The organism is Rhizorhapis sp. SPR117 (genome assembly GCF_021742065.1).
Map to the genome: position 1 here is coordinate 1 of NZ_JAKKIE010000069.1, position 15,736 is coordinate 15,736.

Annotated in this window: 14 protein-coding genes; 10 read left to right on the forward strand and 4 right to left on the reverse strand. The window is 58.8% G+C overall.

The annotated features are described in order from the left end of the window. From L3X40_RS18380 to L3X40_RS18405, 6 genes are all read left to right on the forward strand, one after another. On the forward strand, window positions 1-3,018 hold a 3,018-nt coding region (locus L3X40_RS18380; RefSeq protein WP_237366893.1), incomplete at its 5' end, for a beta strand repeat-containing protein. Window positions 3,019-3,077: 59 nt separating this feature from the next. After that, window positions 3,078-3,788 carry an OmpA family protein gene (locus L3X40_RS18385; protein WP_237366894.1) on the forward strand — a complete coding sequence of 237 codons (711 nt, stop codon included), beginning with the start codon at window positions 3,078-3,080 and terminating at the stop codon, window positions 3,786-3,788. A 16-nt stretch (window positions 3,789-3,804) separates the two neighbouring features. Further along, complete coding sequence (locus tag L3X40_RS18390) at window positions 3,805-5,202, forward strand: TolC family protein (RefSeq protein WP_237366895.1); 1,398 nt, start codon at window positions 3,805-3,807, stop codon at window positions 5,200-5,202. Between the two features lie 35 nt (window positions 5,203-5,237). Then, a complete protein-coding gene (locus tag L3X40_RS18395; RefSeq protein ID WP_237366896.1) occupies window positions 5,238-7,388 on the forward strand; it encodes a type I secretion system permease/ATPase in 2,151 nt (716 codons plus the stop codon). Then, window positions 7,385-8,440: a cell wall hydrolase gene (locus L3X40_RS18400; RefSeq protein WP_237366897.1), complete on the forward strand. Its 1,056-nt coding sequence runs from the start codon at window positions 7,385-7,387 to the stop codon at window positions 8,438-8,440. The genes L3X40_RS18395 and L3X40_RS18400 overlap by 4 nt, the downstream gene beginning before the upstream one ends. A 20-nt stretch (window positions 8,441-8,460) precedes the next feature. Continuing rightward, entirely contained in the window at window positions 8,461-9,735 is a 1,275-nt protein-coding gene (locus L3X40_RS18405; RefSeq protein ID WP_237366906.1) for an HlyD family type I secretion periplasmic adaptor subunit, read from the forward strand. Window positions 9,736-9,738: 3 nt separating this feature from the next. On the opposite strand, the gene L3X40_RS18410 is transcribed toward L3X40_RS18405, so the two are convergent. The 4 genes from L3X40_RS18410 to L3X40_RS18425 form a co-directional block, all read right to left on the reverse strand. Beyond that, window positions 9,739-10,797, reverse strand: coding sequence for a transglutaminase-like cysteine peptidase (locus L3X40_RS18410; protein WP_237366898.1), 1,059 nt, complete (start codon window positions 10,795-10,797; stop codon window positions 9,739-9,741). A gap of 217 nt (window positions 10,798-11,014) precedes the next feature. Beyond that, the gene (locus L3X40_RS18415) at window positions 11,015-11,443 is read right to left on the reverse strand and encodes a DoxX family protein (protein ID WP_237366899.1); all 429 of its coding nucleotides are present in this window, start codon (window positions 11,441-11,443) and stop codon (window positions 11,015-11,017) included. Between the two features lie 199 nt (window positions 11,444-11,642). Beyond that, complete coding sequence (locus tag L3X40_RS18420; protein ID WP_237366900.1) at window positions 11,643-12,410, reverse strand: RES family NAD+ phosphorylase; 768 nt, start codon at window positions 12,408-12,410, stop codon at window positions 11,643-11,645. Continuing rightward, entirely contained in the window at window positions 12,403-12,777 is a 375-nt protein-coding gene (locus L3X40_RS18425) for an MbcA/ParS/Xre antitoxin family protein (protein ID WP_237366901.1), read from the reverse strand. Before L3X40_RS18425 ends, L3X40_RS18420 begins: the two co-directional genes overlap by 8 nt. Window positions 12,778-12,947: 170 nt before the next feature. Between L3X40_RS18425 and L3X40_RS18430 the strand changes: the two genes are divergently transcribed. From L3X40_RS18430 to L3X40_RS18445, 4 genes are all read left to right on the forward strand, one after another. Beyond that, a complete protein-coding gene (locus tag L3X40_RS18430) occupies window positions 12,948-13,559 on the forward strand; it encodes a TetR/AcrR family transcriptional regulator (RefSeq protein WP_237366902.1) in 612 nt (203 codons plus the stop codon). Window positions 13,560-13,598: 39 nt separating this feature from the next. Continuing rightward, window positions 13,599-14,042, forward strand: coding sequence for an SRPBCC family protein (locus L3X40_RS18435; RefSeq protein WP_237366903.1), 444 nt, complete (start codon window positions 13,599-13,601; stop codon window positions 14,040-14,042). Window positions 14,043-14,088: 46 nt separating this feature from the next. Next, window positions 14,089-14,502 (forward strand): SRPBCC family protein, encoded by a 414-nt coding sequence (locus L3X40_RS18440; RefSeq protein WP_237366904.1) that lies wholly within the window; start codon window positions 14,089-14,091, stop codon window positions 14,500-14,502. 78 nt (window positions 14,503-14,580) lie between these two features. Then, window positions 14,581-14,964, forward strand: a complete 384-nt coding sequence (locus L3X40_RS18445) for a hypothetical protein (RefSeq protein WP_237366905.1) — start codon at window positions 14,581-14,583, stop codon at window positions 14,962-14,964. The last annotated feature ends 772 nt before the right edge of the window (window positions 14,965-15,736 follow it).

Below are 15,736 nucleotides of genomic sequence, written 5' to 3' on the forward strand. Positions count from 1 at the left end.
TTCACCTATACGGTGACCGACGCCAACGGCAACACCACCACCGGCACCATCCTGGTCGACATCATTGATGATGTGCCTGTGGCTTTTGCCAACACGAACAGCGTGGACGAGGGTGCGACGGTCAATGGCAATGTGCTGATTGACGGGACCGACGACGTGTTCGGCGCCGATGGTCCGGCCGGAGCGGGGGTGACCGGGGTTGCGACCGGCAGCAATACGGCCACGCCGGTCTCGGGCAACCTTGGCGGTGCGGGCATTGCCGGGGCCTATGGCACGCTGACGCTCAACGCGGACGGCAGCTACAGCTATGAGGCTGATCCCAATGTGGTGGTCAGCGGCTCGGTGGTTGATCACTTCGTGTACACGATCACGGACGGCGACGGGGACACTTCGACGACGACGCTCGACATCACGATCGGCGACGTGACGGTGACCGCATCGGACACCGATGCGCTGGTCAACGAGGCGGGTCTGCCTTCGGGCAGCAACCCGGGCGCGAGCAGCGAGGTGTTCAACGGGTCGATCACGCCTGCGGGTGGGACAGGTCCCTATAGCTACACGCTGACCAGCTCGGCGAACGGCGCCTATGGCAATCTGGTACTGGACCCGAACACGGGCACCTACACCTACACGCTCGACACTGCTTATGACGGGGTGACCGCGGACAACGCGACCAACACCGAGCAGGACCGCGACAGCTTCACCTATACGGTGACCGACGCCAACGGCAACACCACCACCGGCACCATCCTGGTCGACATCATTGATGATGTGCCAACGCTGGGCACGGTGCAAGACCAGCAAACGGACAACAATCCGGCGACGGCGCCAGCCGTCGGCACATTGCACTACACGGCGGGAGCCGATGGTACCGGATCGGTGATCATCACTGCGGATACGTCGAGCATCGCGGTCGGAGGCGATCCGGTGGTCACAGTGCAGAGCGGTAATGTTCTGACCGCCTATGTCGATAGCGACTCGAGCGGCACATTCAATGCCGGCGACACCACGGTGTTCACGCTAACGGTCGATCCGACCGCGGGCACTTCTGGCCAGTATACGTTCAATCTGGTCACCGAACTGGATCCGGTGGTCACCGACGTTCCAATCGGCAGCGGCAGCTCCTTCGGCAGCGGCCCCAGCGACAGCATCATCGTTCAGGAGGACAAGACCGATCCAACCAGCCAACAGCTTGTCTACGTGACCGGCTGGGAGCCCAATCCGGGTTGGGATGAAGCTGGATGGCTGGAAGGCGACATGCCCTCCCTTACGCAAAGATCCGATATCAACGGTTCGACTCAGGGTTGGGGCCTGCAAAACAACAACTTAGATTCGCCGGAATTCATGCGTTTCGATTTCGGCGGTCTGAACGACTATGACGAAGGCACCGAGTACGATCCAATCGAGGCGGGCGATGGGATATACGAGCCGCCCGCCGGAACGGACATCGCCAATGTCACTTATGCAACGTTCTCATTCTTCAATTTCGGCGTTGGCGATACGATCGAATTCGTTGCCCACTATACCGATGGCAGTACCGAAACCTGGGTTTTGTCCGACGGTGAAGTCAGCACCCTGACGATTTCGGCTGCGGGGGGACTCGAGATCGGCTGGATCGACGTTTACCAGTCTGCGGGTTCCATCAAGCTCAACTTGACAAATGTTGGTGTCGCGAGTTCGAACATCGACGAGACGATCCCCTTCACCCTGGAGTTCGTCGATGGGGATGGCGACACCACTGCGACGCAGAACTTCACGGTGCATGTGGCCGATGGGCTCGCGCCCTTCATCCCGGCGGCGCCAGTCGCCATCGATCTGAATGGCGACGGCGTGGAATATCTCTCGCTCACTGCAGGCGTCACTTACGACTATGGCTGGGGCGAGGTGCAGACGGCGTGGGTTGCGCCGGACGACGGCCTGCTCGCTCGGGCGATTGGTGAAAGCTACGACATTGTCTTTGCCGACGACGCCCTAGGTGCCGCTACCGACCTTGAGGGGCTTCGCCTTGCTTATGACAGCATCGATGGCGGCGGCAATGGGGACGGTAAGTTCACTGCGGCGGATACGGCATTTGCTGAGTTTGGCGTGTGGCAGGACTCCAACAGCAACGGCGTTGTCGATGCGGGTGAATTCACGTCGCTGACCGACATGGGCATTACCAGCATTGATCTGGTGTCCGATGGTCAGGCGCATATGGCCGCCAATGGCGACGTTCTTGTCTACGGCGAAGCGACCTACACGATGAACGGCACGACCGGGACAATCGCCGATGCGGCGTTTGCGACCAGTGCTGTTGGTGGAACGACTACAACGCAGGAGACGGAGAAGACGCTCGTCAACACCGGCCTTAACCAGGCGTTGCTCGCGGCGTCATTGATCACGGCGGTTGATTATGCCCAGGCGGAAACGCCGCCCGCGACGGATGATAGTTCGACTACCAATCTGTCGCTTGATGGCGATGCATCGGGTCAGCAGAGCGCTCCGGCGGAGGCGGACATCGCGCCTGCCGATACGACCGAGACACCGGAAACATTGCTGTCGGGGGATGAGCAACAGGAAGCACTTCCACCTGAAACCGATCTGAGCGATTCAGATGTGACCAGCGACAGCGGTTCGGGCATCGGTGATGTGACGACCGACGATAGCGGCGCCGATCTTGGGTCTCAGGCAGATAGCAGTGATCAGTCCACGGGGGCAGGCGATGCTCATCCTGTGACAGTGGATGCGATGCCGGTCTTTGCGGCCATCGTGGTTGCGGATGCCCAATCTGCCGATCCACAGCCGACAGGCGACGCACTGCCCATCATATTGGCGGATGCGCTGGGCGGCGGTGCTGGGGACGGCCCGAATATCGACGCGCTGCTCGATGCCTTGCCGCAGACGGCGCCAGATGCAGGCATTGACCTGTCTGCAGCCGCAGCGGCGATGGATCAGGCGCTCCATTTGGCCGGCAGCGGATTTAATTTCGATCTGGCGATGATGAGCCACGATGTGGTCGCCGCAGCGCACGCTGCTTGAGGTGAATGGCCATGCTTGAGGAAAAGGGAATGCAGTTGGACTTGATAGGGAGAGAGACAATGAGAACATCGCTGCTTGCCGTGGCGGTCCTGTCCTTGGCACCGATGGTGCTGGGCAGTCCGGTGGCTCATGCGGCTGCGCGGTCGTCGCTGCTCGATCTGGGCAAGGACCAGTTGAAGGGTGAAGTTCAGACCCGCTATGACGCTGCGCTGGCTGCCACTTTGGCCGACGACGTCCGCCGATCGGACGATCCACGCTTCACCTGGGCATCAGAGGCCAAGGTACAGTGCGGCATTGCTCTGGGTTTCCTGAAGTCAGGGACGGTCGATGAGGACAGCGTCAACCGATGCGATGCCTTTTCAGTGCGCATGGTAGCACCGCCGCCACCGCCGCTGCCAGAGCCCGTGGCCAGTTCCTCTTGCCCATCGGAAATGAAGGGCATCGTGTTCTTTGACTGGGATGCCGATACGCCGCTGCCGGAAGCGTCCGAAACGGTCAACCAGATCGTGGACAGCAAGGCACAGTGCGGATGGACCACATTCTCTGTGGTCGGTCACACCGACAAATCCGGATCGGATGCCTATAATACCGGTCTGTCCCTGCGCAGGGCGCAGAACGTGGCGGCCATGATGGAAAGCGCGGGAATTTCGTCGGGCGATGTGCAGGTCGATGGCCGGGGGGAAAGCCAGGTATTGGTCGAAACGGCCGATGGTGTGCGTGAGCCCCAGAACCGCCGGGTGGAAATAAGCGCCGGATCGAGCGGCCAGTGATTTGGAGGGCAAAATAATGACTGTCAGCAACACAATGAAGTGGCTCATGGCGGTTCCGGGCGCTCTCATATTGAGCGTCACAGGGGCGGGCGCCGAAACGGTGGATTTGAAAACCGCGGTTCAGGCCGCGGTGGATTCCCACCCGGAAATCAACCAGGCCATCATGAACAAGGAAGCCATTGAATTCGAACGGGATCAGGCCCAAGGGCTATTCCTGCCGCGGATTTCGGTGGAAGGATCGGCCGGGGTCCGGCGCCTGGAAAACAGCACGCGTCGTGCGATTGGTATTGAAGACCAGACGCTTTACCCGCTCGAAGCCAGCGTTTTGGGCGAACAGGTTCTGTTCGATTCCGGCGCACGCAGTGCCGAACTGAAGCGGCAGGCTGCCCGCACCGATGGTGCTGCCTTGCGCGTGGGGGAACGGTCGGAATTCATCGCTTTGAATGTCGCACGGCAATATCTGGATTATATGTTGCAGCAGCGGGTCGTTGCGGCCGCGCAGGACAATGTCACTTTCCACGATTTGCTGGTGGGTGATCTGCGTGAAGGCGTATCGAAAGGCTCGATCAGCATTGCCGATCAGCAGCAGGCCGAGGAACGGTTTCAGGCGGCCAAGATTCGCATGACCGAAGCGCAGGAAGACCTGACCAATGCGGCGATTTCCTTCACGACCCTGACCGGCATTTCGATCAGTGATGTCGTGATGCCTGAATCGTTGCAGGCTGCCCTCCCGCCGACACTTGGCGATGCGGTGGCTGTGGTACGGGAACGCAATCCGAAGGTGCGGGAAGCGCAGGCCGATGTCGACGCCGCCTATCAGGTGGTGAATGCGGCGAAGGCGGATCTGGGGCCTACCGTATCACTGGAAGGTCGTGGCCGGGTCGGCGAGGATGTCGACGGTTTCAAGGGCAGCACCAATGACGTGCAGGCGCGCGTCGTACTGCGTTGGCAGTTGTTCGACGGGGGCATCAATCGGGCGAAGGTTCAGGAAATGACGCGTCGCGCGAGCGAAGCGCGTTTTCGTCTGCATCAGTTGACCCGTGAGGCCGAGGAAGAAGTACGGCAGGCCTGGAACCGCAAGCAGAGCGAGGGGCTTCGCTTGACCGATCTGGAACAACAGAGCCGGGTGTCGGACGATCTGCTGCTGTCCTATCGTGAACAGTTCAATGTCGGTCGCCGTTCCCTGCTCGATGTGCTCGATTCCCAGAACACCCGGTTCAATGTCCAGGTGCGGACTGAAACATCGCGTCTGGCCCAAATGTTTGCGGAATATCAAATCCTTGCGGCAACCGATCAATTGCTTTCGGCGCTGGGCGTAACGGCACCCACTGGCAGCAATGCCTATGCGCGTGACCGTTTCGATGTTCCCGATACCGAGGCGGCAGAACTGATGCGGCGGCGTTATCCGCGCTAAACGCGGTAACAGCCTGACGCAGTTGGAGTGGAAAGATGAAGTTGGGTGAGTGGGCCGGTCAGGAGAGTGGGTGCCGGGACAATGACGATGTTCTGGACTGCCTGGCCCATCTTGCCCTGCTGTATGACCGGCCATCATCGCCCGTCATCATCAAGGCTGGCCTTGCACTGGCCGAGGATGGCCGTCTGCCCTTTCATCAGGCGCAGTCGGCGCTCGATCAGTTGGGCATGGGTGCCGAAATGGTCGTCCGGCCGCTTGCGAAATGGCGCAAGAAGCATTTACCCGCGATGTTGCAGCTCGCCAACGATCGGGCCGTTGTGCTGCTCGATATCGAAGGCGATCAGGTAAAGCTGTACATTCCCGGTCGGGCTGAAACGCTCTGGACCGGGCAGGAAGCATTGGCGGATATTTTCGATGGCCATGCCGTCGCCGTCTGGCCCGACCACCGCAAGGAGCGGGAGTCGGAACTGTCATGGGATTTACGGGCGCAGCGGCACTGGTTCTGGCAAGAGGTATGGCGGGTCCGCAAATCCTTCGGCTATGTGATCGCGGCAGCGGCCATCATCAACCTGTTGGCGTTCGCCATGCCCTTGTTCACGATGAACGTCTATGACCGGGTCATTCCCAACCGGGCGACGGCCAGCCTATGGGTGCTGGCGATCGGTGTATTTCTTGCCTTTGGCATGGATTTCGCTCTGCGGTTGGCGCGAGCGCGGCTGATCGATGAAACCGGCAGGAAACTGGATGCGCGCCTGTCGCAGAAATTGTTCGAAAAGGTACTCAATATCCCGCTGGCATCGCGCAAGGGCAGTACGGGCGCCTTTGTCCGGCGGGTTTCGGAGTTCGAACAGGTCCGCGATTTCTTCGCTTCCACCACGGTCGTGCTGGTCGTGGATCTGTTCTTCCTGTTCTTCTTCATTGCCCTGATCGCGCTGATTACCGGGTGGCTGGCACTGGTGCCGGTCGTCGCGATGATCATCATGGGAATAGCGGGATTCACGCTTCAAAAGGCGATGGGACGCGCCGCGCTGGATGCGCAGGCCGATGCCGGATTGCAGCACACCGTTCTGGTGGAGGCGGTCGGCGGGCTTGAGACATTGAAAGCCTGTCGTGCCGAAGGGCGGATGCTGGGTCGTTGGCGGCGCTATGCCGAAATGAGCGCGCAAACACAGGAGAAATTACGCCGCCTGACCGCGATCAGCGTCAACCTTGCTTCGCTATGTCAACAAGCGACGAGCATCAGTCTGGTCATCGGGGGCTTCTACCTGTTCAACGCGGGCGTGATCTCCATGGGCGCGATCATAGCGGTGGTGATGTTGGCGGGACGCTCGCTGGCGCCGGTGGGGCAATTTGCTTTTCTGTTTACCCGTGCCCGCCAAGCTTTCACGACGCTTGAAGGACTGCAGGGCATGATGCAGCAGGCTGACGAACGCGATAGCGGTGCGCGCAGTATCCTGCCCGAAATTCGCAATGGCGATATTGCGATGGAACATATTGCATTCAGCTATCCCGATACCTCGCTGCCCGCGCTCAATGACATATCGCTACGGATCACACGAGGCGAGAGGATCGGTATTATCGGCCGTGTTGCGTCGGGTAAATCGACCTTTGGACGGGTGCTGTGCGGCCTGTATCAGCCGACGGACGGGTCCATGCGGATCGACGGTCTGGATAGCGGGCAATATCATGGGCATGAGGTGCGTTCTGCATTCCGCTATGTGGGACAGGATTCGATGCTGTTCAGCGGGTCGATCCGCGACAATTTATTGCTGGGCGCACAGGAATCCGACGATGCGCGATTGATCGAGGCACTGAGAAAGTCGGGCGCGGGCAATTTCTTTGCGGGCGATGCCGACGGTTTCGATATGCAGGTCGGCGAGCGGGGATCGCGTCTGTCGGGTGGGCAACGCAGTTTCCTGGTGCTGGCGCGGGCGCTGGTCGAACCATCGCGGTTGCTGTTCCTGGACGAACCGACCGGCGCGATGGATAGCGGAACAGAGCAGATGTTCATCGATCATCTGCGCAAATCGCTTAATCCCCAGCAGACGTTGGTTGTATCCACGCACCGCAACGCGATGCTGTCGCTGGTGCAGCGACTGATCGTGATCGACGGCGGCCGGATCGTTGCCGACGGTCCGCGGGACGAGATATTGAAATCATTGGCGGGCAAGGCGATCGGGACATGATCGCGCGACCCTCACCCCATGGCGATCCGGCACCAGTCATCCATACAGGTGCACCGGACACCCCCCAGAATGCTGCCGGACCAAGCGGTGCAATGCTTTGGATCATCGTGGCGGTCGGAATTTTCGCAGTGCTGGTCGTGTTTGGTCTCTATCTGGCCATTAACGAGATCCGGTCTCGTTCGACCCCGCAAAAGGATGTGGTTGCAGAGCGCATGGCTATGCCTGACCTTGCCCAGCGGCGGGTTCTGGTCGCCTTGACACATGAGCCGCAAACCGAGGTGCTGAGCAAGGGTGAGGCCGCAGTAGAGGGCAATAATCGCCTTCCCTTTGCCCAAGGCAAGGTCTTGTCAGCCGCACCCTTTTCCGTTGCGCGTGCCGACGATGCCGGTCGGCAAAGGGCGGAATTGTGCATGACGCAGGCGGTTTATTACGAGGCCGGGTTCGAACCGCCGGCGGGCAAGCGCGCTGTCGCACAGACCGTGTTGAACCGGGTTCGCCATCCTGCATTCCCGCACAGCGTCTGCGGTGTCGTCTATGAAGGTGCGCGTCAGCCAGTTTGCCAGTTCAGCTTTACCTGTGACGGCGCATTGGCGCGCAAGCCCGCGTCGTCAGCCTGGGCCGAGGCTCGTGCGGTCGCGCGGGCGGCGCTTGGCGGCTATGTCGAAAAATCCGTGGGAACGGCGACGCATTACCACGCCGATTATGTGCTGCCCCGCTGGGCGCCGCAACTGGCCAAGATCGCCCGCATCGGCGCGCACATTTTTTATCGTTGGCCGGGCGGCTGGGGCATGCCGCGCGCCTTTAGTCAACGTTATGCGGGTGTGGAAATCGTGCCGCTTTTTGACGGGGGCATTGCGGGGAAGAACGATCCGGCCATTGATTATCCGCCGGTTGCGGCCTTGCCTGAACGGCGTGCGGACAATGATCTGGGCGGACGGGTCGATGTCAGCAAGGGTTGGACACCGAACATTCCCGCGCCGACCCAGAGCTCAGGTGCGCTCGCCCGGATATACGCGGCGCAATCCGTCAACGTTGCCGGGGTAACACAATGATGATGAGTCCCGCCTTGACCATGAAGCGGCTTAAAGCGCTGGATGGAGCGCAAACCGTCATTGTCGCCTGCTTTGCGGCTGTGTTGATTTTTGTCATCTGGGCATCGCTTGCCCGGGTGGACGAGGTGACGCGGGGGCAGGGGCGCGTCATCCCGTCCAGCAAGATGCAGATAGTTCAAAGCTCCGAACCGGCCACCATCCGTGACATTCTTGTCCGGTCGGGCCAGCATGTCCGCAAGGGGCAGTTGCTGGTTCGTTTGGACGATACCCAGTCGTCGTCGGAACTGGGCCAGATCGAGGCTGAAAATAAATTGCTCTCCGCACGCGCGAACCGACTGTCGCGAGAGGCGTCGGGGGAACAAAGCGATTGTACCCGCACAGCCGATGGGGCGATGCTGGTCGATTGTTCAGAGGAAGCCCGGCTTCAGGCCGTCCGGCAATCGGCATTGCAAAGCAAGATGACGGGGCTACAGGCGGCCGTTGAACAGCGCCGCCGAGAGCTGAGCGAGGCACAGGCGACGGTCAGCAGCCTTGTCAGCAGCGTGGCGCTGGCACAACGGCAGGTGGATATGTTGGCGCCATTGGCCGCAAAATCGATCGTCCCGGAGACGGAATTGCTGTCGGCACGCCGTGATCTTGTCGATTTGCAGGGCCGCTTGGCTGCTGCTCGCGAGGGTGTGTCACGTACTGCCGCAGGCATACGTGAAGCGCAGGCGCAGGCTGCTGAAGCGAATTTCCAGTTCCGACAGGATGCGCTCAATGAACGCAGCCAATTGCAGACCAAGATTGCCGTCAACAGCCAGTCCCTGCGCGGGGCAGAAGGACGGGTGCAAAAGGCGGAATTGCGTTCGCCCGTTGATGGCATTGTGAATGATGTTCAGGTGACAACAGTGGGCGGCTTTGTGCAGGCCGGGCAAAAGATCATGCAGGTTGTGCCGATGGGTGAGAAATTATTGGTGGAAGCCAGGGTCAAGCCCAAGGACATTGCCTTCATCAAGGTCAATGATCGTGCGAATGTGAAAGTGACGGCCTATGATTTTTCCGTTTATGGCGGGTTGAGCGGTCGCGTCGTGCAAATTTCCGCCGACAGCATTTATGACGAAGCGGACAAGGAAGCCTATTTTTCCGTCGTGATCGAAACGGACCGTTCTTACCTGTTGTCCGGCGAGCGGCGGTTGCCGATCACGCCCGGCATGATCTGCGATGCGGAGATCATCACCGGCCGCAAGTCCATTCTGTCCTATCTGCTGAAACCCGTGCTGCGTGCACGGGCGGAAGCATTGCAGGAGCGTTGAAAGTTAGCGTGTCAGCGAAGCCAGTTGAACCGCTGGGAGCGCGCTATCGGGGCGATAGCCATGGGTCCAGGTCCTGTTTTCATTGAAGCTCAACACCGGGCGATAGTCGCGCACTTCGGCGGACCGCAATATCCGGTTGGTTTCATTATCCAGAACGAGCAGGTCGCCGTCCATCGCAACAGCCAATATGGCATGATCGGCCCGCCGCACCAGATCGCGGGCAATGACGAGATACATTGAGTCCGCAGGAACGCCCAGCGCCTTCAAGAGCTGCATCTTGGCAATGGCATAATCTTCGCAATCGCCGCGTCCGCGCGACAGGGATTGTGCGGCGCTAGCCCAGTAATCGGCCGTGCCATATTCTTTCACATCATCGACATATCTGATCCGCGCGTTGACCCATGCGTTGATGTTCGCAATCTGGGTCATACGTGCCTGGTTGCGGTTTTGCGCGAGCAGGCCAGACCAGGGAGCGCCCGAGGCATTCAGACTTGCGCTACTCGCATGACGCCATTTGCTATCCAGTGCTGTTCGCGAGACCGCCAGCGCAACCGACCCGAATATGTCGGGTCGACCTGGCCGGATATATTCGGCCGTACTGCGCGTATAGGGTGCGCGCGGAATGCCACGATTGGCCTGTACGAACGACGAAGGGCAGTCCTCTATGTGGCGGCCTTCGTGGTTTTGCACCGCGCCGAATACGACCTGAAGGGCTTTGGGTGCAACATAGGCGACGGCTTTTGCCGCTTCGCCATAGTCAAAGTTGGCAATCGAGGGTAAGGGCGATGCCAACAAAGCGGGAAAAGGCTGCTCGACACGGACGTTTGCGGCCCTGACAATGATGGTGTTCGTTGCCGGAGCTGGTCCTGCCTGAGGATAGAGCGTCCTGGCCTGTTGCATGCGAATGAGGTCGAGCTGGCTGGGCGCACCCTTCAGGATGGCCTGACTCTTGGTGTAGCTGGCCTGCCAGACCTGATTGCCAGAGGCGGGGAGCAACGGAGCGGAGGCGCAGGGCGTTGCGGCATGAGCGGCCGACTGTGCCAGAAGCCCGGATGCAATCACGAAAAACGCATGAACAGCCAATGGCTGGCGACCAATGCGCAGTCGGGACAGTGCAGGAGAGCAGGTTCGCGTCATGCTCAGGAAGATGAGCGTTAACGTCTAATATACGGATAAGGCCTATCGTTAACATCGCCTTTGCCATATATGTATTTTGGCAATCCGCCGTCACAGGCTATAAACGGCAGACCCTTTCAAAACTGTAGGGAGCGATGAAATTTCAATCGCTCGCGCTTCTTCCCTTCGGAAAAGGCCAGCGGGTTACGCTCCCCGCAAATAGAGCCCACCAGACGATCACCGGCTGAAATGCAAGGCGCGGCGCATGATACCACCAACCAGGATGCGTTCCGCCGGCAGCAATGCCATCGATGGCGTGTTTGATATTGGCGGGATAAACACAGACCGCATAGAGCGCGAGCATGACGCCGGCGATATAACGCAATCGGGCGGTCAGCAGAGCAATCGCACCCGCGATTTCGCATAACCCAGTGATGAAGATGGTTTCGGCGGGGAAGGGCACCCATTGCGGCATGATCGTCAGGAATATGCCGGGTGATCGCAGGTGCGCGAACCCGGCGAACAGATAGGCGACGGCAAGAAGCCAGCGCAGGATCGTCCGGCCATGTTCCACCCTTGCCGATGTGTACATATTTTCGCAGGACCTTTTGCCAAATGGAGGAAACTTTCCATTAACCATGCATGGATAAACTTGCAGTCTCAACCAAGGGACTCGATATGGCCAGCAAAGAAGATGCCTTTGCCACTCTATGTGCAAGAATGCAGACGCTGATGGCCGACAGGCCGGTATCGGCGGTCAAAGCCGAAACCGTCAGCGTGAATGACCTTATTCATCGTATCGGTTCCATGCTTGATCGTCGCCAGTTTCCCTTCGTTTCTTTCAATCCAAATTGTTCGAATGTAAAACTGTAGCGTTCGTTCGAGGGCAGGGCGGCAAAGGCTGTGAGTTGTCCCTGCTCGTACCGAAAATGCCAGGCTTGACTGATTTTTGGTGCTTTGACCGAAAAGGCAGAAGGGTCGAACAAGGCGATATTCGCGCCCCTGTCGGGATCGCGCGCAGATTGATAACGGATCGCCTGCGTTTCAATCCGGCGCGCATGCACTGCGAAGGCCTGACAGGCGGTACAGTCTTCCGGATCGGCCCAGAGGCTGGCATGCCGCAGAAAGGGCTCTGCTATCAGATCGATAGTGCGCGTGGCCTTGACGGGAATGCTGAAGGCCGAATGTTCAACCACATTTGTAGGCGGCGCGAACCCCGGTGAGCGCGAAAAGAAGTGCAGCCGCCAATAGGCCGTTTCGGCGACCGCCGTGCGAATATGCTCGGAAGCGTAGAAGATGCCAGGCCGCTCACCTGCTTTGCGAAAGCGCGACTCCTTCGCATGACCATAGCGAAATGGTGTTGCGAGCAGATAATGCAGATGGCGCGCCGCAGGAGGCAGCGGAGGCTTTACCTCTTCGACCAGTTGCTCAAGCATGGCCTGGTCTTCCGCATTGGCGGCAAGGCGGTTGGTGGAGATACGATGCTGCGCCTCGACCAGCCGCCAAAGGCTGGCGGCGTAAGGGTGGAGGTCAGACGGTTGGGGAACGATTTCAGACACGCGCCCGATAATCGTCGACGTAATGCGTCACTTCGTTGAGGCCGCTTATGGTCCGGATGAGATCGATCGGACGACCGCCGAGATCGAGGTTGAAGGCTTTGAGCCAGGACATGGACGCCTGATCGTCGCTTCCCATTAATGCATCCAGGCTACGAAACAAGCGCACCAGATATTGTCCCAGCTCAAATGCTTTGCTCGATCGGTCCAGTTCGTAGGCACCCGAGCGCAACCGCGAGGCCGTGGCTGGAGACAGGCCGAGGATGGCACCAAGCTGTTCATTGGTGAGCTTCCAGCAGGCTGCCACACGATTGACCGCCTGACTGAGTACCCGCTTTTCGTCCGCTCTGTTGAGAAACTGCGTCGCCACATTCTTTCCAGTGAATGAAATATCGATATATCATTCATAAGATCAGATGCCGCATTTTGCAAGAAGCATCGGCCACAACGGCCTCAGCGGAGGGTCAGTCGTTGGCAGTGTTTCATCACTTGACACCATACCAACCAGTTGGTATTTAGAAAATTCCCAAGGAGGATGATATGCTTAAAGCCGCTGCAAAGCCGAATGCAAAGCTAAAGCTTCTGCAGGCAGCCTTGTCCCTAATCCGGGCCAAGGGCTATTCGGCAACTACGGTTGACGAACTCTGCGCGGCTGCCGGTGTTACCAAGGGTGCATTCTTTCATCATTTCAAAAGCAAGGACGAGCTTGGCGTTGCCGCTGCGGAGCATTGGTCGGAAACGACCGGTGCGTTGTTTGCCGAAGCTCCGTATCACGACCATGCCGATCCGCTCGATCGGATCCTGGGTTACGTCGCCTTCCGCAAGGTGCTGCTGCAGGGCGGCGTGCCCGAGTTCACCTGTCTCGTCGGCACCATGGTGCAGGAAACCTACGAAACCACGCCAGCCATTCGCGATGCTTGCGACCGCAGCATCAGCGGCCATGCCGAGACGCTGGAAGCCGATATCGAAGCGGCGATGCGGGATCGGGGCATGTCACCCGATTGGACCGCACAGTCGCTTGCGCTTCACACCCAGGTTGTTCTTCAGGGCGCCTTCATTCTCGCCAAGGCAAAGGGTGGAGCACAGATCGCTGCCGACAGTATCGATCATCTTGCCCGGTATCTGGAACTGCTTTTCAGTCCGGAGAATTGAGAAAGTCCACTGTGAAATTTCAGCAAGAGGAGAATTGCCATGCCCAGTACGATACGACTCCACCGTGTTCTCGCGACCCAGCCGGAAAAGGTCTATCGCGCCTTTATCGAGAGCGATGCCGTGGCGAGCTGGCTCCCGCCCTACGGGTTCGTCTGCACCGTCCATGAACTGGACGCAAAGGTGGGCGGCAGCTTCAAAATGTCCTTCCGAAATTTCACGACCGGTAACAGCCATAGCTTCGGCGGCACCTATATCGAACTCGTGTCGGGACAGCGCCTCGTCTACACGGACACCTTTGATGACCCGAACTTGCCGGGCGAGATGCGCACCACAGTGACCCTGAAAGCCGTTTCGGTGGGCACGGAAGTCGATATCGAACAGGATGGCGTGCCGGACATGATTCCTCCTGAAGCCTGTTATCTCGGCTGGCAGGAATGCCTGCAAAAACTCGCAAAACTCGTTGAGCCTGAGATCAATCAGTAGCGCCGTCCGGCATTTCTGAATCCCGTTCCTGACAGGAGAAATTCCAATGACCGATCCAATGATCACAGTACAAACCACGGTGGACGCGCCCCTGGAAATTGTATGGGAAGCCTACACAAGTCCCGAAGACATAAAACGGTGGAACTCTGCGTCCGAGGATTGGCATACGCCAAGAGCGACGGTCGATTTGCGCAAAGGCGGTGCCTTTTCCTCACGCATGGAGGCGAAGGACGGCAGCATAGGGTTCGATTTTGCAGGAACCTATACACGTATCGAACCGCACAAACTGATTGAATACGACTTCGGTGATCGCCACGCCAAGGTCCAGTTCGCGCAGGATCAGGATGGCATATGCGTTGCCGTCACCTTCGAAGCGGAAGCAGAGCATTCGCTCGATCAGCAGCGCAATGGCTGGCAGGCGATCCTCGACAACTTTAAACGCCACGTCGAAAGCCGCTGACCCTCTCTTTCCGGACAGCGGGATTGAGGACTGGAGATAGAGGACAAAGGGATGGATTCTGCGCTCAGGAAACACAGAATGCTAAAACTGACGCTTACATTTTCCGCGTTCTACCTCGCGGCTGTCGGTATCGGGCTGATGTTCTTCCCGCTGGAGTTTGGAGTGGGGGCCGTACCCGCCGATGCTTCGCCCCAGTTGATTGCCTTGATACGGCTGCTGGGCGGGCCTTTTCTCGGCATTGCAACATTGAACTGGTTGTCGCGAAAGCAAGAGCCTTTCGCCCTGAGACATGTGCTGCTTGCCAACCTGATCGGCTTCGGGGCGGTGGCTCTGAACGATCTATGGGGAGTGGCAAGCGGAGAAGCGCGAGAAATCGCGAAAATCTTTCTGGTTATCCATTGGTTGTTTGCGGGGGCCTTTGCCTTCATGATGCGGACGAAACGGCAATCTGTCCACCAATAGACTCACTTTTTGGGAGTGTGCCTGTTGCGAGTGAAACAACGAGAGATTTCTCAAGCCGGATATCCCAAGACCGGGAGGTGAAGGGAACCGCTAAATGGCCAAAAAATCCTGTAATTCTGCCATATTTCTAGGATGATGATTTCAAGATACCCCCAATAATACCCCCAGACGCTCTGGCTAGGGGCCAGATCGCAGCGAAGCTGCCAAACCCAAGTGGCAGTGCAATGCAGGACCGGCGGGTCTGATTCGGGCTTGGTGACTGGACCCGAAGTGCAAGCATAGGACTACACACCCTACGCGACAAATCGCACGCAAGAAGCCCGGAAATCTGCGCCTTTCCAGCAGTGGCAACTTCTCAGTCAGATTGACTTGGACGCCTGCCAGCACGTCATATTCAATGTCGCGCGTCAAAACGCGCTTATTTTCCAGTGCCTTGGTCCAGCCGGGGACACCGCACGCGCGACGGATATTCAAGTCAGTTCAACTGGCGCGCCGGTTGTCGCAGGCACGCCCCGCTTCAGACGTTGGCCTCCAGCAGTGCAATTTCATCGGGTGTCAGATCGAACAGGGCATAGACCCTTGCGTTGATCTCAGCTTCCAGCCGGGCGATTTCGGCGGTCAGGGCGTGGATTTCGGTGCGGCTGGTGGTGATCCAGTTTTGCCATTCGTTGCGTTCCTGAAGGGGGATTTTGGACTTCAGAGTCCTCTTGGAGGAGGAACCCCTCCGACTTCAGTCGGATACTGGCTTTAGCCTTAGACTCGGCCAGTAGCC

What these genes read in the sequence shown, in the direction of transcription:
- L3X40_RS18385 (WP_237366894.1), top strand. Translation starts at nt 3,078, where the DNA reads ATGAGAACATCGCTGCTTGCCGTGGCGGTCCTGTCCTTGGCACCGATG.
- L3X40_RS18390 (WP_237366895.1), top strand. Translation starts at nt 3,805, where the DNA reads ATGACTGTCAGCAACACAATGAAGTGGCTCATGGCGGTTCCGGGCGCT.
- L3X40_RS18395 (WP_237366896.1), top strand. Translation starts at nt 5,238, where the DNA reads ATGAAGTTGGGTGAGTGGGCCGGTCAGGAGAGTGGGTGCCGGGACAAT.
- L3X40_RS18400 (WP_237366897.1), top strand. Translation starts at nt 7,385, where the DNA reads ATGATCGCGCGACCCTCACCCCATGGCGATCCGGCACCAGTCATCCAT.
- L3X40_RS18405 (WP_237366906.1), top strand. Translation starts at nt 8,461, where the DNA reads ATGAAGCGGCTTAAAGCGCTGGATGGAGCGCAAACCGTCATTGTCGCC.
- L3X40_RS18415 (WP_237366899.1), bottom strand. Translation starts at nt 11,443, where the DNA reads ATGTACACATCGGCAAGGGTGGAACATGGCCGGACGATCCTGCGCTGG.
- L3X40_RS18430 (WP_237366902.1), top strand. Translation starts at nt 12,948, where the DNA reads ATGCTTAAAGCCGCTGCAAAGCCGAATGCAAAGCTAAAGCTTCTGCAG.
- L3X40_RS18435 (WP_237366903.1), top strand. Translation starts at nt 13,599, where the DNA reads ATGCCCAGTACGATACGACTCCACCGTGTTCTCGCGACCCAGCCGGAA.
- L3X40_RS18440 (WP_237366904.1), top strand. Translation starts at nt 14,089, where the DNA reads ATGACCGATCCAATGATCACAGTACAAACCACGGTGGACGCGCCCCTG.
- L3X40_RS18445 (WP_237366905.1), top strand. Translation starts at nt 14,581, where the DNA reads ATGCTAAAACTGACGCTTACATTTTCCGCGTTCTACCTCGCGGCTGTC.